Source organism: Micromonospora sp. NPDC049004, from assembly GCF_040649315.1.
Lineage (GTDB): Bacteria > Actinomycetota > Actinomycetes > Mycobacteriales > Micromonosporaceae > Micromonospora.
Genome location: NZ_JBEZFG010000005.1, coordinates 1 through 20813, shown reverse-complemented (window position 1 = coordinate 20813; position 20813 = coordinate 1). Strand labels below are relative to the sequence as shown.

Below are 20813 nucleotides of genomic sequence, written 5' to 3'. Positions count from 1 at the left end.
CCGCCCGTTGCGCTACCGCTCGGCCCAGACGCCCAACTCGTTGCCGCTGGGGTCGGTGAAGTGGAACCGGCGGCCTCCAGGGAATTCGTACGGTCCGTTGACCACCTGACCCCCGGCCTCCTTCACCGCCTGCACGGACCGGTCCAGGTCACCTGAGTAGAGCAGCACCAGCGGGCCGCCCGCCCGCACCTCCTCGTCCAGGCGGAGGCCACCTACCTCCGGTGCGGAGTCACCGTGCGGGCTGCGGATGCCCGCGTACCCCGGCCCGTAGTCGGTGAACTGCCAGCCGAACGCGTCGGCGTAGAACCGCTTGGCCTCGGCGAGGTCGGTCACGGTGAACTCGATGTAGTCGATGGTGTGGTGCCGCTGCGGCGCTGACTCAGACATGCACCGCATTGTGTGCCTCGGGTACGACGGGATCGTGAGGCGCAACAAAAGGTTGCACGACCGGTGATCAGCCCCCGTCCCGCCGCGTCATGCTGAACCCGGCGGCCACCAGGCCGAGGACGACGATCGCCACGGCGCAGAGCAGCAGCGTCGGACGTGCGCCGACGGCGCCGACCAGCGGGCCGCCGAGCATCGTGCCGAGCGGCACCGCGAGCACGAGGACGGCGCCGTTCGCGGCGAGCACCGCGGGCAACTGCTCGGTGGACGCGCTGCGCTGGAACAACGCCATCGACGTGGACATGTACGGCGCCCAGATCAGGCCCGCCAGGGCGAACGCCGGCAGGGACAGGCCGATGGGCATGCCCAGGCCGAGGGGCAGCATGGCGACGCCGAACCCGATGACGATGCCGATGGTGGTGGCCCGTAGCGGCCAGTGGCGAAGGTGCCCGGCCACCACACCGCCGACGAGGCCACCGGCGCCGAAGGCGGTGTAGTACGCACCGAGCAGCGTCGCGGACGCGTGCAGGTCGTCGGTGACGTGCAGCGGCATGGCGACGTACACCGGGCCGAAGAGGAAGAAGAACGCGACGCTCAGCACCAGCAGGCCCAGCAGCGCCGGCTGACGGCGGATGACCGCGAGGCCGGCGGTACGTGAGGCGCCGCGCTCGTACGAATGGATCGTCCCGGTGGCGGGAAGGGCGAGGCGATAGGTGAGCGCCAGCACGGCGAACGTCGCGGCGTCGACGGCGATGACCCACACCGGGCCCGCCCAGCCGATCAGGATGCCCGCCAGCGGAGGACCGACGATGGTGGCGAACCCGGAAATGGTGGTGAGCACCGCGTTGGCGGGCAGGTGGTGGCGCTGGGGCAGCAGCTCGGCGATCAGCGTGAACCGTCCGGCGGAGCCCCACGAGTGCAGTAGCGCGGACGCGGCGAGCAGGACGACGTACAGCCCGATGGTGAGCATGCCGGCGAGGTGGGCGATCGGGATCGCCGCGAGCGCGGCGGCCCGCAGGATCGCGTCCCAACCGGCGAGCTGAGCGCCGCTGCGCCCGCGCAGCAACCGACCGAAGATGACCGTCCCGGCCGCGCTGGGCAGGGTGTACGCGGCCACCGCGACCGCGATCCACGGGCCGTGCTGGCCCTGCGGCGCGAGCTGGATGGCAAGCCAGGTCACCGCGACCAGCGCCATGCCGTCGCCGAGAGCGGACACGGCCAGACCGGGCAGGATCCGTCTGAGCAGTGGGTGACTCACCACCGGCCGGTAGGGCGAGGCGCGCAGGAGGCGGGCGGGCTGTAGTGGCATGGTGCCAGCTGACCCTGTGGTGGCCGCGCAGACCAGCGGGGACTGCTGCCAGCAGAATCCGCTTGAAGCGGAACGTGGCCGGATCTCAGCCAGACTTCCGGTCTGGGCTGTCGCCGTCGCGGGAGGCCCGGAAGGACGAGCCGACGGCCGCCACGATCGAACCCACCGAGGCGAGCGACACCGCCCAGGCGCCGGCGGTGTCGGCGCCGCCGTCCCCGGCCACCTTGAGGATGATGCCGGTGGCCATCAGGACGACCGACAGGGCCAGGACTGCCTGGATGGCCCGTCTGCTCATGGCGGCGTCTCCCTTTCCGCGGGCGGAGATCGACTCCGGCTCCTTGACGTCGGGGGATCAAGGGCCTCGATACCCTGGATTCCCGGAACCGGAGTCGACCAACCGCCGTTACTCCGTCCGGTAGACGGAGATGTGTGACGGGCTGTCGGCCTGGAACGGCCGCCGGTGCCAGTCGGCGTACCGCTCGGTGAGCCGGAGCCCGGCCTGCCGCGCCATCTCGTCGATCTGGTGCGGCCAGGCGTAGCGCATGGCGAACGGCTTCAGGTGCACACCGTCACCGTCGAAGGTGATCGTCTGCCGGATGAACCGCTGCGCCGGCCGGTCGTACCGGTGCAGTCGGATCGTCGCGGAGTCCTCGGTCACCTCGCGGACCTGCACCTGCTCGTCGGCGTCGAAGCTGCGCGGGTCGGGTACGAACGTCTCGATGACGAACGCGCCGCCCGGCGACAGCACCCGGGCGACGTTGCGGAAACAGTCCGCCTGCCGCTCGGCGTCCACCAGGTTGAACAGGGTGTTGAAGACCAGGTACGCCAAGCGGAACGGGCCCTGCACTGCCACGTCGGCCATGTCGCCGACGACCGCGGGGATCTGGTCGCCGCCGGGCTTGGCCCGCATCTGCGCCAGCATCTCCGCGGACCCCTCGATGCCGTGCACGGTGAGGCCACGCTCGGCCAGTGGCAGCGCGACGCGGCCGGTGCCGATCGCCAGTTCGAGGACCGGTCCGCCATCGGCCAGCTCGGCCAGGAAGTCCACAGCCGGCAGCGGGTCAGGGTTACCGGGGCCGTCGTAGTCGGCGGCCCACAGCCGGCCGAAGAGGCCGGGATCGTCGAAGACCGACATCAGCGGCCTCCGGGGTCGGTGTCAATGGCGCGCGACGGCGCCGAGGTCAGGGGAGCAGTTCTGCTCACGAAGTCTCGATTCCTCGGATCGGATGAGGTCGGGTCGGAGGGACTTCGTCGAGTGGGGCATGTCGGCTGCTCCTTTCGCGCGGCGGTGGACCGAGGACACCAGAGACGCCACGGGCCCGGCAAGGCAATTACGCCGGCCGGGCCCGTGGCGGGACTTCGGGTCAGGAGATGTGGTGCAGGATCACGTTGTGTACGTGGTGGCTCTTCTGCGCACCACGGAACTCGACCTCGTAGGTGTGCGTGCCGACGTGGATGGCGATCGCTCCGGTGGAGAAGAACGAGCCGCCCCAGGACTTGTTGCTGACCACACTCACGCTGGTGATCTTCGAGTACGGGATGCTGGTGATCGCGAACCGCTTCCCGACGAAGGAACGGTCCTGGATGATCACCCGGCGGTCGGTCAGCCCGATGAACCCGGTGCCGGTGCCGACGGCGTCGTAGACGGCGATGATCTGCTCGCCGTCGAGGAGGCCGCTCTCGATCTGCTGGACCTGCTCTTTGCGGTCGTACGCGATGTTCGCCATGCGTTCCAGGCTAGAAAACCGGTGCCAACCCGCCGGCCCGGGCGATGACCACGAACTCACCGTCGCCGTGGCCGACGGGCTCGTAGACAGCGACCAGGCGGGATGTTGGAACTCGCCGTGCCTCACGACGCGTTCGCGTCGGTAGCGGCGCGCACGAACTCGCGTACCCGGGTGGTGGTGTTGCTGGGCAGCCAGACCGGCCCGCGTTCGATCGGTGGCGCGTCGTGGATGGGCACGTACGCCACGTCGGGGCGTGGGTAGTAGCGCAGCGTGTGCTCACCCACCGGCAGTACGCCCCGGCCCAGCGCTACCAACGACAGCATCTCCGAGAAAGTGTTCCCGATCGGGCCCTTCGGAACCGGGCGGCCGGTCGGGGTGCGCTCCGGGGTGCGGTCCCGCTTGAACTCCGCCGAGGTCACCGCCGGGTACTGCACCACCGGGTGATCGGCGAGCACCTCCAGCGACACCGAGCCCTCCCGGCTGAGCGGGTGACCCGCCGCCACCGCCAGCGCCCGGCCCTCGGAGAGCAGCGCCGGGCCGGTGGCCATCCCGTCGAACGGGAACGAGGCGATCAACACGTCGGTCGAGCCGTCGAGCAGCCCGGACCGGGTGTTGGACAGCTGCGCCTCGTGCATCTCCACCCGGCAGTCGGGATGCCGTTCGCCGAACAGGGCCACGGCCCGTAGCAGCACGGGAGCGGTCCACTCGCCGAGGAACGCCACCCGGAGTGTCCCGGTGACGCCCCGGCCGGCGTCGACAGCCCGCCGGACGGCCTCGTCCATGCCGGCGACCAGGGGGGCCAGTTCGTCGGCGAGTTGCCGGCCGATCGGAGTGAGTCGGACGACCCGACTGGTGCGGGCGAACAGCGGCGCACCGATCCGACGCTCCAGCTTCTTGATCACGTGGCTCACCCGCCCGGTGCTGACCGTCAGCCGCTCGGCGGTCCGGCCGAAGTGCAGTTCCTCGGCGAGCGTCAGGAACGTTTCGACCTCGTACCGCTCCAGCACGTCGCTCCCACCGTTGACCTGTGGGCAACGATCGTAGCGGCATCGGGTCTTGGTCGGCGTCCGCCGTGCGGGGATCGTGAACGCGGCAGGGAACACCTGACAGAAGGGCTGCGACATGAGCATCGAGGACTACCTGGCCGGCCTGGCCGACCCACTGCGCGAGACAGGGGAGAAACTGACGCCGATCATCACGGCGGCCCTGCCCGGTGCGACAGGCGGGATCTGGCACGGCCACCCGGTCTGGGGGTTGGGCGCCCGGGTCGGCCAGCGGCCGGTCTGCCTGCTCAAGGCGTACGGGTCGTACGTCGCGTTCGGGCTGTGGCGCGGGCAGGAGATCGCCGACCCGGCTGGGCGGCTGGTTCCCGGTGCGGGGACGATGGCGGCGGTGAAACTGCGCACTGTGGCCGACATCGACCCGGCCCTGTTCACCGACTGGCTGCGCGCGGCAGCCGAGCTGGAAAAGAGGTGAGCGCGGTGCGGGTGACCGGCTTCGACCACCTGGTGCTGACCGTCGCCGACGTGGAACGGGCACTGGGCTTCTACTGCGGTCAACTCGGCCTGGCGCCGGTACGGGTCGACGAGTGGCGCGCGGCCACCGCGCCGTTCCCGTCCGTGCGGGTCAGCCGCGACAGCATCATCGACCTCGTCCAGGGCGGCCGGCACGGCACCAACGTCGACCACTTCTGCCTGGTGGTGGCACCGCTGGACTGGGCGCGGGTGGTCGAATCGGGTGCCTTCACGGTGCTGACCGGGCCGGTCGACCGGTTCGGTGCACGCGGCTCGGCGACCTCGATCTACGTCAGCGACCCGGACGGCAACGTGGTGGAGTTGCGCTGGTATCCGCAGGACGTGGAGGTGGCCGCCGAGTCGGGCGTCAGGACTCGGTGACCGCCCGGTAGGCGTCCTCGATGCGGGCGGCGAGCAGGACCTCGCCCTCGGTCAGCGGCTCGTCGTTGCCGTGCCCGACCCGGATCTGGGTGCTGTCGGACCGGCGGCTGATCTCGGGACGCAGGTGCAGAGCGTCGGCGACGACCTTGACCCGTTCAGTCAGCGCCGCGTGTTGGGTATCGTCGATCACGAGCGTCCGCCGGATCTGTTCACCCTCCCGCGTCCAACCGGTTAGCAAGGTCAACGCGTCGGACAGGTAGTCGTGCTTGGCTCGGCTGTTGAACAGCACGCGCATCACCGCACCCCCCAAGCGCCGTTGCCGGCTTGTGGCCAAATCGTCGCCATCCCGTGTCTTGTCGGTGCCTTCTAGTCTGTCGTCGCTCGGTAAAGGTGTCCACGCCCACACTTCCGTGTTCTATTGGCCTAGCGGACGGCGTCGGTACCCAAACCGCCGATTGATCTGGCACCCTGGACGCCCGTGCAGACCGAACGGGCTAATGGCGGCGGGCAGGCCGAACGACGGGACCCGAAGGTGATCGTGGGAGCGGCGATCATCCGGGACGGACGGGTGCTCGCCTGTGCGCGTTCCGCCCCACCAGAGGTGGCCGGAATGTGGGAGTTCCCCGGCGGGAAGGTCGAGCCGGGCGAGGCCGAGACCGACGCGTTGATCCGGGAGTGCGCCGAGGAGCTGGCCGTACGCGTGGAGATCGGCGACCGGGTCGGCCGCGACGTCCGGATGGCGCACGGCCGCTCGGTGCTCAAGGTGTACGCGGCCAGCCTCCTGCACGACGACGAGCCGCAGGCGCTGGAGCACCAGGCGCTGCGCTGGCTGGCGGCCGACGAGCTGGACGAGGTCACCTGGCTCCCCGCCGACGCACCGATAGTCGCCGCCCTGCGCCCCCGCCTCCGCACTCGTTGATCATGAAGTTATTGCGGCGACACGCCGGTCGCCCAGGGCAATAACTTCATGATCAACGGGGTCGGCCGGGGTGGGGGTGGGAATGGGACGGGGGCCCCGGCTATTGCCGGGGCCCCCGTTCGGGTGGTCTTGCTCAGTGCTTGTCGTCCTGATCCGGGTGCGCGAAGTTGAGGTGCTCCGGAGGCAGCGGGAAGCTCACGTCGTCGCCGAACGGCGACGGCGCGGCGGCCCGGTCGAAGGTGAGCTCGGTCAGCGGCAGCCGGCCCCGGTCGTCGACCGCCGGCGCGGTCGGGTGGGGCACCTCCCGGTCCCAGTTGACGCCGGCCTGCGCCTGCGCCTCGGCCCGCTGGTCGTGCGAGCCACCCGCGTGCGAGTGCAACCCGCCCCGGGTCGCACCCGACGACGTCGCCGAGCCCTGACGGGCGGTGGTCACGCTGGTCTGGGGCGTCTCGCCCCGACGGAAGATCTTGCTACCAAGCCACACAAGGGGATCGTACCTGCGGTCGACGACGCGTTCCTTCATGGGGATGATCCCGTTGTCGGTGATCTTGATGTGCTCGGGGCAGACCTCGGTGCAGCACTTGGTGATGTTGCAGAAACCGAGGCCCTGTTCGGCCTGCGCGTACTCCTTGCGGTCGGTCCGGGCGTCCAGCGGGTGCATGTCCAGCTCGGCCGCCCGGATGAAGTACCGCGGGCCGGAGAACGCCTGCTTGTTCTCCTCGTGGTCGCGGATCACGTGGCAGACGTTCTGGCACAGGAAGCACTCGATGCACTTGCGGAACTCCTGCGAGCGCTCGACGTCGACCTGCTGCATCCGGTAGTCGCCCGGGGCGACGTCCGCCGGAGGGGCGAACGCCGGGGTCTCCCGCGCCTTCTCGTAGTTGAACGAGACGTCGGTGACCAGGTCCCGGATGACGGGGAAGGTCCGCAGCGGCGTGACCGTGACGGTCTCGTCGTCGCCGAAGGTCGACATCCGGGTCATGCAGCCCAGTCGCGGCTTGCCGTTGATCTCCATCGAGCAGGAGCCGCACTTGCCGGCCTTGCAGTTCCACCGGCAGGCCAGATCGGGCGCGTCGGTGGCCTGCAGGCGGTGGATGACGTCGAGGACGACCTCGCCCTCGTTCACCTCGACCATGTAATCCTGCAGGTCGCCGCCGGTCTCGTCGCCCCGCCAGATCCGGAACTGACGCTTCGCGCTCATCGGTTGTCCGCCTCTCCAGCGTCGGCGACGGAAGCGTCGAAGTCGGCGAGCTCCTCGTCGGTGAGGTACTTGGCCAGCTCGGCCCGGTCGAAGAGGCCGATCAGCTCCGCCCGCATCTTCGGCAGCGGCTTGCGGGTCAGCCGTACGCTGTCGCCGTCCAGCGAGCAGACCAGGTTGACCTGCCGCCACTTCGGCTCCATCGCCGGATAGTCCTCCCGGGTATGCCCGCCGCGCGACTCCTGCCGCTCCAGCGCCGCCTTCGCGGTGCACTCCGAGACCACCAGCATGTTGCGCAGGTCCAGGGCCAGGTGCCACCCCGGGTTGTAGCGCCGGCCGCCGGCGGCGCTCACCTTGGCGACCCGCTCGCGCAGCTCGGCCAGTCGCACCAGCGCGTCGGCCAGCTCGCCCTCGCGCCGGATGATGCCGACCAGATCTCCCATGACCGCCTGGAGGTCCTGCTGGAGGGTGTACGGGCTCTCGCCGGTGTCCCGTTGCAGCGGCGCCAGGGCGGTCTCCACGGCCGCCTCGACCGCGTCCACGGCCACCTTCGGCCGGGCGGACAGCCCGTCGGCGTAGCTGGCCGCGTGCCCGCCCGCCCGCTTGCCGAACACCAGCAGGTCGGACAGGGAGTTGCCGCCGAGGCGGTTGGAGCCGTGCATGCCGCCGGAGACCTCACCGGCGGCGAACAGACCGCGTACGTGGCCGAAGGCGGCACCCGAGTCCGGGTCGACCTCCACGCCACCCATCACGTAGTGGCAGGTCGGCCCGACCTCCATCGGCTCGGCCGTGATGTCGACGTCGGCCAGCTCCTTGAACTGGTGGTACATCGAGGGCAGCCGGCGGCGGATCTCGTCGGCCGAGCGCCGGCTCGCGATGTCCAGGAAGACACCGCCCGCGGGGGAGCCCCGGCCGGCCTTGACCTCGCTGTTGATCGCGCGGGCCACCTCGTCGCGGGGCAGCAGCTCCGGTGGACGCCGGTTGTTGTCCGGGTCGGTGTACCAGCGGTCCGCCTCCTCCTCGGTCTCCGCGTACTGCTTGCGGAAGACGTCGGGGACGTAGTCGAACATGAACCGCTTGCCCTCGGAGTTCTTCAGGACGCCACCGTCACCACGCACCGACTCGGTGACCAGGATGCCCTTCACCGAGGGCGGCCAGACCATGCCGGTCGGGTGGAACTGGAGGAACTCCATGTTGATCAGAGTCGCCCCGGCGCGCAGCGCCAACGCGTGCCCGTCCCCGGTGTACTCCCACGAGTTCGAGGTGACCTTGTAGGAGCGTCCGACGCCGCCGGTGGCCAGCACCACGGCCGGCGCCTCGAAGAGGATGAACTCGCCGGACTCGCGGTAGTAGCCGAAGGCGCCCGCGACCCGGTCGCCGTCGAGCAGCAGCTCGGTGATTGTCGTCTCGGAGAACACCCGGATCCGGGCGTCGTACGAGCCGAACTCGCGCTTGTCCTCCTGCTGGAGCGAGACGATCTTCTGCTGGAGGGTGCGGATCAGCTCCAGGCCGGTCCGGTCGCCCACGTGCGCCAGTCGGGGGTACTCGTGCCCGCCGAAGTTGCGCTGGGAGATCTTGCCGTCCTTGGTGCGGTCGAAGAGCGCGCCGTACGTCTCCAGCTCCCAGATCCGCTGCGGCGACTCCTTCGCGTGCAGCTCGGCCATCCGGAAGTTGTTGAGGAACTTGCCGCCGCGCATGGTGTCGCGGAAGTGCACCTGCCAGCTGTCCCGGCTGTTCACGTTGCCCATCGCGGCGGCGGCGCCGCCCTCGGCCATCACCGTGTGCGCCTTGCCGAACAGCGACTTCGAGATGATCGCTGTCTTCTTGCCGGCGAGCCGGGCCTCGATGGCCGCGCGCAGACCGGCGCCGCCGGCCCCGATGACGACGACGTCGTAGTGGTGTCGTTCGATGCGAGTGGTAGTGGTCATGTCAGGGGCCCTTTAGTTGATGAACCGCAGGTCGTTGAACCAGCCGGCCGCGAGCGCCATCACGTAGAAGTCGGTAAGCGCGAGGGTGCCGAGGGTGATCCAGGCGAGCTGCATGTGCCGGACGTTCAACGCCGAGACGAAGGTCCAGGCCCGGTAGCGCACCGGGTGCTTGGAGAAGTGCTTGAGCCGCCCGCCGATGATGTGCCGGCAGGAGTGGCAGGAGATGGTGTACGCCCAGAGCATCACCACGTTGAGCAGCAGGACGAGGTTGCCCAGGCCGAAGCCGAAACCCTTCGGCGAATGGAAGGCCAGGATCGCGTCCCACGTGTTGATCAGCGAGATGATCGCGGCGGCGTAGAAGAAGTAGCGGTGCAGGTTCTGGCCGAGCAGCGGGAAGCGGGTCTCACCGCCGTACTCCTTGTGCCCGTCCGGGACGGCGCAGGCCGGCGGCGACAGCCAGAACGACCGGTAGTACGCCTTGCGATAGTAGTAGCAGGTGAGCCGGAACAGCAGCAGGAACGGCAGGGTCAGCGCCGCGTCCGGGATGATCCACCAGCCGGGCAGGAACCGGCCGAAGTGCGAGGCTTGCTCGACGCACCGGTCCGTCACGCACGGGGAGTAGAACGGGGTCAGGTAGTGGAACTGGTCCACCCAGTACCACTTGTGCATGAAGACCCGGACCGTCGCGTACGCCACCCAGGCGCTGAGACCGATCACGGTGATCAGCGGGGCGAACCACCAGCGGTCGGTACGCAACGTCTTCGCCGCGATGGCGGCGCGCGCCCGCGCTCCCCGCGGCCTCGTTGCCGTTGAAGTCATTCGAGTCGTCTCCTCGACGGGCCCGTACGGGCGGGCTGGTCTCTCTCCGGTCGGCACGCGGACCGGCGAACCCGCACCCGCTGCCACGTCATGCGCACACCAACGACCACGCCGGATCGACCGACGCAGCTAAGTGACACACGTTACGCCGATCTCTGCGGGCCGTCCGCGCAAGGGAGTGTCCCGTGTGTCTGGCCTGCGGAAAAGCCCCCAGCGCGCGGGCTGTGCGGCGCGTCGTCGGGAACGTCAGCCGGAGGCGCCGCCGGTAAAGTGCCAGGACGCGAGCCGCACCGACGGCGCCGCCCACCACGCGCCGTCCACCCGGTCCGGTTGACGCACCGCCCGCGAGCCCAGCCCGAGCACCGCGCCCGGCCCCAGCGCCCGGGGGTACGACTCGGTGAACCGCAGGTCGCGGACCGCCCGGACGACAGTGCCGTCCTCGATCAGCCAGACCCCGTTGCGGGTCAACCCGGTGACGACGAGGCTCTTCGGGTCGAGCACCCGCGTGTACCACAGGTCGGTGACCAGCAGCCCGCGTCGCACCCCGGCGACCAGGGCCGCGGTGTCCGTGTCCACCACCGCGCCGGCGGCCGCGCCAGTGGTGCTCCGGCCCACCGCGCTGGCCGGGCCCGCCGCCGCGGGAGAGAGCCGCAGGTTGCGAGCCATCGGACCCCAGGTGGCGCCGCCCGCGATCGCGTGCCCGGTGGACTGCGCGCCCGCCTCGGCGGCGGTCCTGCGGTCGTGCGCGACCGCCAGCGTGGTGCCCGCCTCGACCAGGGTCACCGCCCGCCGGCCGGTGCCCTCGGCGTCGAACGGCAGACCCGACGCGCCGAGCGGGTCGTCCACCAGGGTCACCTGCCGGTCGAACTGGGCCGCGCCCGGCTCGGCGAAGGACTGCCGTTCCGCGTACCGCTTGCCATTGAAGCCGAACCAGGAGAGGTTCTGCAGCAGGTCCGCCACGGCGGCCGGCTCGAACACCACCTCGTAGCGCCCCGGCGGCAGCTCGACCGGATCGGCCGCCGCCTGCGCCTTCGCGGCGGCGTGCGCGCCCAGCTCCGCACCGTCGAGGTCGGACAGCCGGTCGACGCAGCGTCGGGCCACCCCGTCCGCGCCGTCGCGCCGGGCGATGCCGTCCATCGCCGCCTCCGCCGAGCGACCGTACGCGGTGTGCCCTTCCGAGTTGGCGTACGCCGACGAGCGGTGCGCGGTGCGGCAGTAGCCCGCCGTGGTGAGGCCACCGGCGGCGGCCACGAACGCGCCGACCCGGTCGGCCCGCTGGTCCGGCTCGGCGTGGGCGGTGGCCTCGTCGACGGGCGGGGCGTCCGGCGCGGGCGTCGGCGGGGTCAGCCCCGGCCAGCCCGGGTCGGGCGGGCAGAGCCGCGCCGCCGCCAGGGTGCGCTCCACCAGCGCACCCAACCCGTCGGTGGTGACCACGCTGCCGCTGCCGGCGGCGGTGCGCCCGTCGACGTGCACCCGCAGCCGGACCCCGACGGTGGACTCGGCGACGTTCTGATGGATGGCCGAGTTGGCGAACCGGGTCAGCGCCAGATCCGCCCGGGTCACCACGGCCTCGGCCTGTGCGGCCGGCCCGCCGAGGCGCCGAACCAGCTCGATGACCTGCCCGGCCAGCTCCAGCTCACTCCTCGCGCTCACGCTGAACCGCCTTCTGTTCGCGACTGCGGGGCTCGCAAAACCGGCTCACTCCTCGCGCTCACGCTGAACCGCCTTCTGTTCGCGACTGCGGGGCTCGCAAAACCGGCTCACTCCTCGCGCTCACGCTGACACCCCCACGCGGACGTTGCGGAAGCGGGCCGGCGCGGCCGGATGGCCGGTGTGGCCGATCTGGCCCGGTTGGCCCTTGCCGCAGTTGGGCGTCCCCCACGGCACCGTCTCGCCGGAGAGCATGTCCATCGAGCGCCAGAACAGCGGGCCGATCCCGGTGTACGTGGGATTGCGCAGCATCCGCCCTCGGCGACCCTTCTTGATCTCCCAGCCGACCTCGCAGCCGAACTGGAAGTTGAGTCGCTTGTCGTCGATCGACCAGGACCGGTTGAGGTCCATCAGCACGCCGTCGTCGGTCGCCGCGATGATCTCCTCCAGGGTGTGCGGGCCCGGTTCCAGGCCGACGTTGGTCATCCGCACCATCGGCAGTCGGGCCCACCCGTCGGCGCGGACGCTGCCGCCGTAGTCGAGGCCGGCCACTGCGGCCGAGTCCCGGCCGGCGAGCACTCCCACCCAGCGACCGTCGCGCACCGCGTCCCGCTTGACCGCGGGGGAACCCTCGTCGTCGAAGCCGAAACTGCCCAGCGCGCCGGGGATCGTCGGGTCGATGGTGATGTTCATCAGCTCGGAGCCGTAGCGCAGCGAGCCGAGCTGGGCCAGGTCCAGCCAGGACGTGCCGGCGAACGCGGCCTCCCAGCCGAGGATCCGGTCCAGTTCGATGGCGTGCCCGACCGACTCGTGGATCTGCAGGGCCAACTGCTCGCCGCCGAGGATCAGATCCGTCTCGCCGGCCGGGCACTGCGGCGCGGTGAGCAGCGCCCGGGACTCCTCGGCGATCTGCGCGGCGTGCGCGGCCAGGTCGAGCGACTCGACCAGCTCCCAGCCTGTGGTGCCGTACTGCCCCCGGTAGCTGGGCCAGGAGCGCCGCTGCGTCTCGCCGTCACCGATCGAGGTGGCCGAGATGCCGCCGCCGCACTCACGGATCCGTTGGTCGATCCGGTGGCCCTCGCTGGAGACGAACCACTTCGCGGTGTCCCAGATCTGGTAGAGCCCCTCGGCCAGGTCGGCTCCGTGCTCGGCCATCGTGCGGGTCGCGGCGACCAGCAGGTCGCCCTTGTCCGACAGGGGCACCCCGAGCGGGTCGATCCGGCAGTCCGAGGCCCAGCTCGCCGCGACCGCCTCGACCGCGACCAGGTCGACCGGCGGGCCCGGCACCCGCGCGCTCGCCATCGCGGTCCGGGCCGCGCGCCGGCCGGCGTCGCGGGCGGCGGCGTCCGACAGATCGGGTACGGCGTGAAAGCCCCAGCTCGCGCCGACCAACGCCCGGACGCCCAGCCCGATGCTCTCGTCCTGGGTCAGTTCCTCCACGTCGCCGTTGCGCGCGGTCATCGACTCGTAGCGGCGGTGCATCACCCGCGCGTCGGCGTACCGCGCTCCCGCGTCGAGGGCGGCCTGGACGGCGGCGGTGGCCGCGTCGAACTCGGTCATGGACCGACCCTAGGCCAGTCGACCGACACCCGTCAGGGGAGCAGATCCTCCGGCCGGATGGTGGCCTTCACCGGCTCGGTGAGCATCAACAGGTCGCCCGGTCGGGTTACGGACTGCTCGGTGTAGTGACCGCCCCGCCGCCGGTACAGGTGCATGGTGCCGCTGTCCTGCTCGACCAGCAGATACCACTCGATGCCGGCGGCTGCGTAGTAGTGCATCTTGAGCACCTTGTCAGTCGACGCGTTGCTCGGCGAGATGATCTCGCAGACCAGCCGCACGTCCCCCGCCTCGACATTGAGTTCGTCGAAGTCGATCGGGCCGGTGATGACAAGATCGGGGATCGGAATCCGGCCGGGCCGGAGGCGGACGTTCACAGCTTCCAGGACGTGCAGGCCGGCTTCGCGAACCGGGACTCGTAGCACCGCGCGTAGCTCGCCGGAGATGTTCTGGTGTCGGGGGGTGGGGGCTGGGGTCACGTGGAGGCTCCCGTCGAAGAGTTCGACGCGTTGCTGCGTCTCGCCGAGGGCGAGGTATTCCTCTTCGCTCCACGGGCCTTCGTGGTTGAACACCGCCGCGGTCATCGTCACCTCCACCTCGTGTCACGGGCATCCTCTACCGAAAGCTCGGCCAATGATCGCACCTGACGTGCGCTGAAAACCATGAATGCCCGAGGTGAGGGCTGTTCAGGGCCGATGCGGACTCGTTACGCTCGGGCCCGCTGACACGTGCCGACTTTGTAGCTTATTTTCACCCTCGGGACTTTGTTGTAAGTTCTCTTCGTCACTGAGGGAGGTGGCCGTGGACAGCTCGGAACCGTCGCCGTCCGGGGACCCGGACGACCGTCCCGCCGTGCCGGCGCAGCGCTCCGACCAGGACGCCTACCTGCGGGTGAGTGACCTGCGGGTCCGGTTCGACACCTCCGACGGCGTGGTGCGCGCGGTCGACGGGGTGTCGTTCGCCGTCGAGCGGGGCCGCACTCTCGGCATCGTCGGCGAGTCCGGCTCCGGCAAGAGCGTCACGTCGCTGGCCATCCTCGGCCTGCACGACCCCAAGCGGGCCACGATCACCGGCGAGATCTCCGTCGGTGGCCGGCAGCTGGTCGGCCTGTCCGACGAGGAGGTACGCCGGCTGCGCGGCCGGGACATGGCGATGATCTTCCAGGATCCGCTGTCCGCGCTGCACCCGTACTACAGCGTCGGCCGGCAGATCGCCGAGGCGTACCGGGTGCACCACCCGAAGGCCAACCGCCGCGAGGCCCGCCAGCGCGCGGTGGACATGCTGGACCGGGTCGGCATCCCGCAGGCGGCCCGCCGCTTCGAGGCGTACCCGCACGAGTTCTCCGGCGGGATGCGCCAACGGGCGATGATCGCGATGTCCCTGGTCAACGACCCCGCGCTGCTGATCGCCGACGAGCCGACCACCGCGCTGGACGTCACCGTGCAGGCGCAGATCCTGGACCTGCTCGCCGACCTCCAGGCCGAGTTCCACTCCGCGATCATCCTGATCACCCACGACCTCGGCGTCGTCGGCCAGGTCGCCGACGAGGTGCTGGTTATGTACGGCGGACGCGCCGTCGAGCACGGCAGCGTCGAGCAGGTGCTCCGCTCGCCGCAGCATCCGTACACCTGGGGGTTGCTCTCCAGCGTGCCGTCGCTGCACGGCGACGCGGACGCGGACCTGGTGCCCATTCCCGGCAACCCGCCCAGCCTGATCAACCTGCCGACCGGCTGCGCCTTCCACCCGCGCTGCCGCTACGACGACCGCGCCGGCGACCGGTCCCGCACCCAGGTGCCCGAGCTGCGCGCGGCCGGGGCGGACGGCCACCTGGTGGCCTGCCACCTGAGCGCCGAGGAACGGGCCGCGATCTACGCCGAGAACGTGGCATCAGTGGGGGTGGCCCGATGACCGACGAACCACTGCTGCGCGTGCGCGGGCTGACCAAGCACTTCCCGGTCCGTCAGGGGCTGCGCGGCACCGGCCTGGTGCGTGCGGTCGACGGTCTCGACTTCGACGTGCGCCCCGGCGAGACGCTCGGCCTGGTGGGGGAGTCCGGCTGCGGCAAGACGACCACCGGCCGGATGCTGGTGCGGCTGCTGGAGCCGACCGCCGGCAGCATCGAGTTCGAGGGGCGGGACATCACCCACGCCGGGCGACGGGAGCTGCGCCCGCTGCGCCAGGAACTCCAGATCATCTTCCAGGACCCGTACGCGTCGCTGAACCCCCGCCACACCGTGGGCCGGATCGTGGCGATGCCGTTGCAGGTCAACGGGATCAAGCCGCCGGGCGGGATCAAGGCGCGGGTGCAGGAGCTGCTGGATCTGGTCGGGCTGAACCCGGAGCACTACAACAGGTATCCGCACGAGTTCTCCGGCGGCCAGCGCCAGCGCATCGGCATCGCCCGCGCGCTGGCCCTGCGGCCCAAGCTGATCGTCGCCGACGAGCCGGTGTCCGCCCTGGACGTCTCGATCCAGGCGCAGGTCGTCAACCTGCTGCGCGACCTGCAACGGGAGCTGGGCCTGGCGTTCGTGTTCATCGCGCACGACCTCGCCGTGGTCCGGCACTTCTGCCAGCGGGTGGCGGTCATGTACCTGGGGCGGATCGTCGAGCTCGGCGACCGGGCGGACATCTACGAGCGCCCGCAGCATCCGTACACCCGGGCTCTGCTCTCGGCCATCCCGGACGTCACGCAGCTCGGGCCGGCGGGCCGGATCCGGCTGAGCGGCGACGTGCCCACCCCGCTGGACCCGCCGTCGGGCTGCCGGTTCCGCACCCGGTGCTGGAAGGCGCAGGACATCTGCGCCACCGAGGCGCCGGCGCTGGTGCCGCGCGACGGCGGCCGGCAGGCCACCGCGTGTCACTTCCCCGAAGGGGACGTGGCCAGCCCGAGCCCCGAAGGGGAAGCGGCCAGCCCGAGCCCGGAAGGGGACGTGGCCAGCCCGAGCCCGGAGGGTGCGGCGGCCGGAGGGGCGACTGACGCGATCATCGAGGAGGTGTCGTCGTGAGCCTTTCCCCGGTGGAGGGTGTGGCGCTGGCCGAGATCGAGTCCAGCGCGGACGCGGGCGGGCCCGGGATCAAGGGTGTTGTCGGGCGTTCACCCGGTCAGCTCGCCTGGCTGCGGCTACGCCGCGACCGGACGGCGGTGGTCAGCGGCGTACTCCTGGTGTTCTTCATGGTGTTGGGGTTGGCTGCCCCGCTGGTCGAGATGGTGTACGGGATCGGGCCGCGCGAGCAGTTCCAGAACCTGCTGGACGGCTTCGGCATGCCGCTGGGTTACGTCGGCGGTGTCACCGGGGACCACTGGTTCGGGCTGGAGCCCGGGTTGGGCCGGGACATCTTCATCCGGTTGATCTACGGGCTGCGGACGTCGCTGTTCATCGCGTTCGCCGCGGCGCTGATCACCGCCACGATCGGCATCGTGCTCGGTGCGCTCGCGGGTTACCTGGGCGGCTGGCTCGACGCGGTGATCAACTGGATCACCGACCTGACCCTCGCCATGCCGTTCCTGATCATCGCGCTGGCGCTCACCCCCACCATCACGCTGCGCTTCTACGGCGAGCGGGGGCAGGTGTCGTCCGCCTTCGGGGTGGGTGTGCTGATCGCCGTGTTCGCCATCTTCGGCTGGACCAGCACGGCCCGGCTGGTACGCGGGCAGGTGATCGCGCTGCGCGAGCGGGAGTTCGTGGAGGCGGCCAAGGCCAGCGGCGCCGGGTTGGGGCACATCATCTTCCGGCAGCTCCTGCCGAACATCTGGGCGCCGATCCTGGTCTCGTTCTCCCTCGCGGTGCCGCAGTTCATCACCAGTGAGGCCGCGCTGTCGTTCATCGGCGTCGGGCTCAGCGACGAGACGCCGAGCTTCGGCCGGATGATCTACGACAGTCTGGACTTCCTCCAGACCGACCCGGCGTACGTGTTCTTCCCGGGCATCACGATCTTCGCGCTGGTGTTCGCCTTCAACCTCTTCGGCGACGCGTTGAGGGACGCGCTCGACCCGAAGTCGTCCCGGTAGGGGTGGACTCATGTCACGGTTTCTGATCAAGCGGCTGCTCTCCGCGACGCTGACTCTGTTCGCGGTGAGCGTGCTGACCTTCCTGATGTTCTTCGCCCTGCCGCGTGACCCCGTGACCGGCATGTGCCCGAAGAACTGCAACCCGGAGCGGCTCGAGCGCGTCCGCGACGACCTGGGCCTCAACGACCCGCTGATCAGCCAGTACGCCGGTTACATGAAGGGCATCGTCACCGGTCGTGACCTGGGCAGCGCCCAGGGCGGCCGGTGCGACGCCCCCTGCCTGGGCTGGTCGTACGTCTCCAACGAGGCGGTCTCGGACACCATCGCCCGGGTGCTGCCGGTGACGCTGAGCATCGTGATCCCCGCGGCGATCCTCTGGCTGCTGCTCGGGGTGGGGCTGGGCATGATCTCGGCGCTGCGCCGGGGCACCTGGCTGGACCGCCTGGCCATCGGCTTCTCACTGACCGGCGCGTCGTTGCAGCTCTACTTCGTGGGCGCGGTGCTGCTGCTGGTGTTCGTCTACAACCTGCGGCTGCTGCCGGTGCCCAGCTACACCTCCCTGTTCGACAATCCGGCGAAGTGGGCCAGTGGGCTGGTGCTCGCCTGGGTGGCGCTGGCCTTCCTCTTCTCGGCCATCTACGCCCGGTTGTCGCGGGCGCAGATGCTGGAGACGCTGTCGGAGGACTTCGTCCGGACCGCACGGGCCAAGGGCCTGGCCAAACCCACCGTGTACGGGCGGCACGCGCTGCGCGCGGCGATCACCCCGGTGGTGACCATCGCCGGCCTGGACGTGGGCGGGGCGCTGGGCGGCACGGTGATCACCGAGACGACGTTCGGCATCCAGGGGCTGGGGCGTACGGCAGTGGACGCGGTGCGCTCCGGCGACCTGCCCACCATCATGGCCACCGTGCTGATCGCGGCCGTCTTCGTGGTGCTGGCGAACGTCCTGGTGGACCTGCTCTACGCGGCCATCGACCCCCGGGTCCGGCTGCGCTGACGTGTTGGACGGTCACCGCACGGCTGGTGGCGAAATTTATCGACAACTGTTACACAACTCGTAGGTTTTCTTCCTTACGATCCTCGGGACGTCGGCGGTTCTCGCCCCGGCGAAACCGCACGGCACATGGGTGAAGGGGGTACTTCATGAGACCACGCGTGGTGGCTGCCGCAGGCGGCGCGATCGCTCTGGTGGTGGCATTGGGTGCGTGCTCGAAGAACACGGGCGAGGGCACCACCGTGGACACCGAACGGCAGCAGACCGGGGTCATCGCGACCGACCCGAAGGACTCGCAGGGCCCGGCTGCGGAGGTGAGCGGCGCCGCGAAGGGCGGCACCTTCACCATCATCCGGGAGTCGCCGATCTCCCACCTGGACCCGCAGCGGACGTACTCGTTCGCCGGTCTGATGACCAACCCGCTCTTCGCCCGCTACCTGACCACCTGGAAGGACGACGGCAAGGGCGGCCTCGTCCTCGTCGGTGACCTGGCCGAGACGCCGGGCAAGAACGTCAACAACGACTGCAAGGTCTGGGAATTCACCGTCAAGGACGGGGTGAAGTTCGAGGACGGCCGGCCGATCACCGCCAAGGAGATCGCGTACGGCATCGCCCGCTCCTTCGACCCGGACCTGTCCGGCGGCCCCACCTACATCCAGGAGTGGCTGGCCGACACCCCGCAGTTCGACACCAAGTGGGACTTCAAGAAGAACAAGACGTCGCTGCCGCCGGGCCTGAGCACGCCGGACGCCAAGACTCTGCGCTTCGAGTTCTCCAAGCCCCGCTGTGACCTGCCGTTCGCGGTCTCGCTGCCGACCACCGCGCCGCTGCCGGCGGACAAGGACACCGGCGTCGACCTGGACAAGCAGCCGTTCTCGTCCGGCCCGTACAAGGTCGCCAAGAACCAGGTCGGCGTGCAGATCACCCTCGACCGCAACCCCAACTGGGACCCGAAGACCGACCCGGTCCGGCACCAGTACCCGGACCAGTTCGTGTGGACCTTCGGCCCGACCGCGGACGCCGCCAACAACCGGGTGATCGCCGACAACGGCGCCGACCAGAGCGCGCTCGCCTTCAACACCGTGCCCGCCTCGCTGGTCGCCAAGGTGGCCGGGGACGCCGCGCTCAAGTCGCGCACCATCCTCTCCCCGACGCCGAGCGCCAACCAGCTCGTCATCAACAACCAGCGGGTCACCGACCTGACGGTGCGTCAGGCGCTCAACTACGCCATCGACCGCGAGGGCCTCATCAAGGCCATGGGCGGGCAGACCGTCGCCGCGCCGATGACCACGCTGATGCCGTCGGCCACCATCGGCTACAAGGCGTACGACGCGTACCCGGCGGGCGCCAACGGCAACGTCGACAAGGCCAAGGAACTGCTCGGCGGCAAGACGCCCGAGCTGGTCCTCGGTGTCGCCGACAACTCGACCGAGCAGCAGCAGGGCGCGCAGCTCAAGGCCAACCTGGAGCGCGCCGGCTTCAAGATCACGCTGCGGAACATCTCGGACGACGCCAAGCTCGACGAGATCAAGAAGAAGGACAACCCCTGGGACCTGTACATCGGTAACTGGGCGGCGGACTGGCCCAGCGGGGCGTCGATCCTGCCGGTGCTCTACGACGGCCGCACCATCAAGGCCGAGGGCAACAGCAACCAGTCCTACTTCAACGACCCGGCGGTCAACGCCGAGATGGACCGCATCTCGGCCATGCCGGCCGCCGAGCAGGGCCCGGAGTGGGCCAAGCTGGACGAGCGGATCATGAAGGAGCACGCGCCGGTGGTGCCGCTCTTCGTCGACGTGGCCTACAACGTGCACGGGTCCAAAACCGGCGGGGTCTTCATCTCCAGCGTCTTCGGCTACCCGTCGTTCGTCAACGCGTACGTCAAGCCGTAGGCATCTCGCAGGCAGGCAGGGCCCCCTTCCGACAGCGTCGTCGGGAGGGGGTCCTCGCCGTTTCGCCGGCAGGTGGTCTTTGCCGCGCGATGATGGCCATGTGAAGCCCAGCTACCCCGATGACGGCGATGTCGATCGGAACGCCGTACCCGGCCTGCGGCCGGTACCTACGGACGACGCGACGTCGGTCACGGTTGACGTCGACGGGGAGACGTTCGTTCTCCGCCCGAACGAGTGCGACGGCACCGACTACACGTGGCTCAGCGGGCCGAGGCCCGGCTACGGATTCGGTGTCGGTCCGACTCGCGGCCTGTCGCTCGACGAGCACCGGAAAAACATCCGTGACTACCTGGCCATGGTCGATCCTACGACCGGGCGCGTCGAGGACGACTGAGATGAAGCCCTAGCCGCAGATCTTGGACAGTTTCCGTTACGTCGGCGGGCTCAACCGATGGTTGCAACACCCTTTCGTGATCGTCGTTGGGGTGGTTATGGCGTCGAGGTTGAGTCCGCTGGAGCGGGAGCAGATCGG

General features: G+C 70.1%; 22 protein-coding genes. 9 read left to right on the top strand and 13 right to left on the bottom strand.

Annotation, left to right across the window (positions count from 1 at the left end):
- Positions 1 to 12: 12 nt before the first annotated feature.
- From AB0B97_RS16280 to AB0B97_RS16255, 6 genes are all read right to left on the bottom strand, one after another.
- Positions 13 to 387 carry a VOC family protein gene (locus AB0B97_RS16280; RefSeq protein ID WP_357494319.1) on the bottom strand — a complete coding sequence of 125 codons (375 nt, stop codon included), beginning with the start codon at positions 385 to 387 and terminating at the stop codon, positions 13 to 15.
- Positions 388 to 454: 67 nt separating this feature from the next.
- Positions 455 to 1693, bottom strand: a complete 1239-nt coding sequence (locus AB0B97_RS16275; protein WP_357494317.1) for an MFS transporter — start codon at positions 1691 to 1693, stop codon at positions 455 to 457.
- An 85-nt stretch (positions 1694 to 1778) separates the two neighbouring features.
- The gene (locus AB0B97_RS16270) at positions 1779 to 1988 is read right to left on the bottom strand and encodes a hypothetical protein (protein ID WP_234583850.1); all 210 of its coding nucleotides are present in this window, start codon (positions 1986 to 1988) and stop codon (positions 1779 to 1781) included.
- Positions 1989 to 2096: 108 nt separating this feature from the next.
- On the bottom strand, positions 2097 to 2828 hold the full coding sequence (locus tag AB0B97_RS16265) for a class I SAM-dependent methyltransferase (protein ID WP_357494315.1): 732 nt from the start codon (positions 2826 to 2828) through the stop codon (positions 2097 to 2099).
- Positions 2829 to 3057: 229 nt separating this feature from the next.
- Complete coding sequence (locus AB0B97_RS16260) at positions 3058 to 3420, bottom strand: PH domain-containing protein (protein ID WP_203147864.1); 363 nt, start codon at positions 3418 to 3420, stop codon at positions 3058 to 3060.
- 122 nt (positions 3421 to 3542) lie between these two features.
- Positions 3543 to 4427: a LysR family transcriptional regulator gene (locus AB0B97_RS16255; protein ID WP_357494313.1), complete on the bottom strand. Its 885-nt coding sequence runs from the start codon at positions 4425 to 4427 to the stop codon at positions 3543 to 3545.
- Positions 4428 to 4542: 115 nt separating this feature from the next.
- Between AB0B97_RS16255 and AB0B97_RS16250 the strand changes: the two genes are divergently transcribed.
- Together AB0B97_RS16250 and AB0B97_RS16245 are read left to right on the top strand one after the other, a co-directional pair.
- Positions 4543 to 4896: a DUF1801 domain-containing protein gene (locus AB0B97_RS16250; RefSeq protein ID WP_357494311.1), complete on the top strand. Its 354-nt coding sequence runs from the start codon at positions 4543 to 4545 to the stop codon at positions 4894 to 4896.
- Positions 4893 to 5315 (top strand): VOC family protein, encoded by a 423-nt coding sequence (locus tag AB0B97_RS16245; protein ID WP_357494309.1) that lies wholly within the window; start codon positions 4893 to 4895, stop codon positions 5313 to 5315. The genes AB0B97_RS16250 and AB0B97_RS16245 overlap by 4 nt, the downstream gene beginning before the upstream one ends.
- Here the strand turns inward: AB0B97_RS16245 and AB0B97_RS16240 are convergent.
- Positions 5302 to 5610 (bottom strand): 4a-hydroxytetrahydrobiopterin dehydratase, encoded by a 309-nt coding sequence (locus tag AB0B97_RS16240; protein WP_007464924.1) that lies wholly within the window; start codon positions 5608 to 5610, stop codon positions 5302 to 5304. The genes AB0B97_RS16245 and AB0B97_RS16240 overlap by 14 nt on opposite strands.
- A 183-nt stretch (positions 5611 to 5793) precedes the next feature.
- Between AB0B97_RS16240 and AB0B97_RS16235 the strand changes: the two genes are divergently transcribed.
- Positions 5794 to 6234, top strand: coding sequence for a (deoxy)nucleoside triphosphate pyrophosphohydrolase (locus AB0B97_RS16235; protein ID WP_357494307.1), 441 nt, complete (start codon positions 5794 to 5796; stop codon positions 6232 to 6234).
- Between the two features lie 133 nt (positions 6235 to 6367).
- Here the strand turns inward: AB0B97_RS16235 and AB0B97_RS16230 are convergent, their stop codons facing one another.
- From AB0B97_RS16230 to AB0B97_RS16205, 6 genes are all read right to left on the bottom strand, one after another.
- Positions 6368 to 7435: a succinate dehydrogenase/fumarate reductase iron-sulfur subunit gene (locus AB0B97_RS16230; RefSeq protein WP_357494305.1), complete on the bottom strand. Its 1068-nt coding sequence runs from the start codon at positions 7433 to 7435 to the stop codon at positions 6368 to 6370.
- Positions 7432 to 9360 carry a fumarate reductase/succinate dehydrogenase flavoprotein subunit gene (locus AB0B97_RS16225; protein WP_234583843.1) on the bottom strand — a complete coding sequence of 643 codons (1929 nt, stop codon included), beginning with the start codon at positions 9358 to 9360 and terminating at the stop codon, positions 7432 to 7434. Before AB0B97_RS16225 ends, AB0B97_RS16230 begins: the two co-directional genes overlap by 4 nt.
- A gap of 12 nt (positions 9361 to 9372) precedes the next feature.
- A complete protein-coding gene (locus tag AB0B97_RS16220; protein ID WP_234583842.1) occupies positions 9373 to 10179 on the bottom strand; it encodes a hypothetical protein in 807 nt (268 codons plus the stop codon).
- A gap of 246 nt (positions 10180 to 10425) precedes the next feature.
- The gene (locus tag AB0B97_RS16215) at positions 10426 to 11808 is read right to left on the bottom strand and encodes a metallopeptidase TldD-related protein (RefSeq protein WP_357494947.1); all 1383 of its coding nucleotides are present in this window, start codon (positions 11806 to 11808) and stop codon (positions 10426 to 10428) included.
- A gap of 144 nt (positions 11809 to 11952) precedes the next feature.
- Positions 11953 to 13389: a TldD/PmbA family protein gene (locus AB0B97_RS16210; RefSeq protein WP_357494302.1), complete on the bottom strand. Its 1437-nt coding sequence runs from the start codon at positions 13387 to 13389 to the stop codon at positions 11953 to 11955.
- A gap of 32 nt (positions 13390 to 13421) precedes the next feature.
- A complete protein-coding gene (locus AB0B97_RS16205; RefSeq protein ID WP_357494300.1) occupies positions 13422 to 13970 on the bottom strand; it encodes a Uma2 family endonuclease in 549 nt (182 codons plus the stop codon).
- A 268-nt stretch (positions 13971 to 14238) separates the two neighbouring features.
- Here AB0B97_RS16205 and AB0B97_RS16200 point away from each other — a divergent pair, with 268 nt between their 5' ends.
- The 6 genes from AB0B97_RS16200 (at position 14239) to AB0B97_RS16175 (ending at position 20675) form a co-directional block, all read left to right on the top strand.
- Positions 14239 to 15294: an ABC transporter ATP-binding protein gene (locus AB0B97_RS16200; RefSeq protein ID WP_234583907.1), complete on the top strand. Its 1056-nt coding sequence runs from the start codon at positions 14239 to 14241 to the stop codon at positions 15292 to 15294.
- A complete protein-coding gene (locus AB0B97_RS16195; RefSeq protein ID WP_357494298.1) occupies positions 15291 to 16391 on the top strand; it encodes a dipeptide ABC transporter ATP-binding protein in 1101 nt (366 codons plus the stop codon). Before AB0B97_RS16200 ends, AB0B97_RS16195 begins: the two co-directional genes overlap by 4 nt.
- Entirely contained in the window at positions 16388 to 17395 is a 1008-nt protein-coding gene (locus AB0B97_RS16190) for an ABC transporter permease (RefSeq protein WP_357494296.1), read from the top strand. Before AB0B97_RS16195 ends, AB0B97_RS16190 begins: the two co-directional genes overlap by 4 nt.
- 10 nt (positions 17396 to 17405) lie before the next feature.
- A complete protein-coding gene (locus AB0B97_RS16185; protein ID WP_234583837.1) occupies positions 17406 to 18392 on the top strand; it encodes an ABC transporter permease in 987 nt (328 codons plus the stop codon).
- 146 nt (positions 18393 to 18538) lie between these two features.
- A complete protein-coding gene (locus AB0B97_RS16180; RefSeq protein WP_357494295.1) occupies positions 18539 to 20281 on the top strand; it encodes an ABC transporter substrate-binding protein in 1743 nt (580 codons plus the stop codon).
- 79 nt (positions 20282 to 20360) lie between these two features.
- On the top strand, positions 20361 to 20675 hold the full coding sequence (locus AB0B97_RS16175; RefSeq protein ID WP_357494294.1) for a hypothetical protein: 315 nt from the start codon (positions 20361 to 20363) through the stop codon (positions 20673 to 20675).
- Positions 20676 to 20813 lie beyond the last annotated feature (138 nt).

Coding starts and splice junctions, on each gene's coding strand:
- AB0B97_RS16280 (WP_357494319.1), bottom strand. CDS start 387: ATGTCTGAGTCAGCGCCGCAGCGGCACCACACCATCGACTACATCGAG.
- AB0B97_RS16275 (WP_357494317.1), bottom strand. CDS start 1,693: ATGCCACTACAGCCCGCCCGCCTCCTGCGCGCCTCGCCCTACCGGCCG.
- AB0B97_RS16270 (WP_234583850.1), bottom strand. CDS start 1,988: ATGAGCAGACGGGCCATCCAGGCAGTCCTGGCCCTGTCGGTCGTCCTG.
- AB0B97_RS16265 (WP_357494315.1), bottom strand. CDS start 2,828: ATGTCGGTCTTCGACGATCCCGGCCTCTTCGGCCGGCTGTGGGCCGCC.
- AB0B97_RS16260 (WP_203147864.1), bottom strand. CDS start 3,420: ATGGCGAACATCGCGTACGACCGCAAAGAGCAGGTCCAGCAGATCGAG.
- AB0B97_RS16250 (WP_357494311.1), top strand. CDS start 4,543: ATGAGCATCGAGGACTACCTGGCCGGCCTGGCCGACCCACTGCGCGAG.
- AB0B97_RS16240 (WP_007464924.1), bottom strand. CDS start 5,610: ATGCGCGTGCTGTTCAACAGCCGAGCCAAGCACGACTACCTGTCCGAC.
- AB0B97_RS16230 (WP_357494305.1), bottom strand. CDS start 7,435: ATGAGCGCGAAGCGTCAGTTCCGGATCTGGCGGGGCGACGAGACCGGC.
- AB0B97_RS16225 (WP_234583843.1), bottom strand. CDS start 9,360: ATGACCACTACCACTCGCATCGAACGACACCACTACGACGTCGTCGTC.
- AB0B97_RS16220 (WP_234583842.1), bottom strand. CDS start 10,179: ATGACTTCAACGGCAACGAGGCCGCGGGGAGCGCGGGCGCGCGCCGCC.
- AB0B97_RS16210 (WP_357494302.1), bottom strand. CDS start 13,389: ATGACCGAGTTCGACGCGGCCACCGCCGCCGTCCAGGCCGCCCTCGAC.
- AB0B97_RS16205 (WP_357494300.1), bottom strand. CDS start 13,970: ATGACCGCGGCGGTGTTCAACCACGAAGGCCCGTGGAGCGAAGAGGAA.
- AB0B97_RS16195 (WP_357494298.1), top strand. CDS start 15,291: ATGACCGACGAACCACTGCTGCGCGTGCGCGGGCTGACCAAGCACTTC.
- AB0B97_RS16185 (WP_234583837.1), top strand. CDS start 17,406: ATGTCACGGTTTCTGATCAAGCGGCTGCTCTCCGCGACGCTGACTCTG.
- AB0B97_RS16180 (WP_357494295.1), top strand. CDS start 18,539: ATGAGACCACGCGTGGTGGCTGCCGCAGGCGGCGCGATCGCTCTGGTG.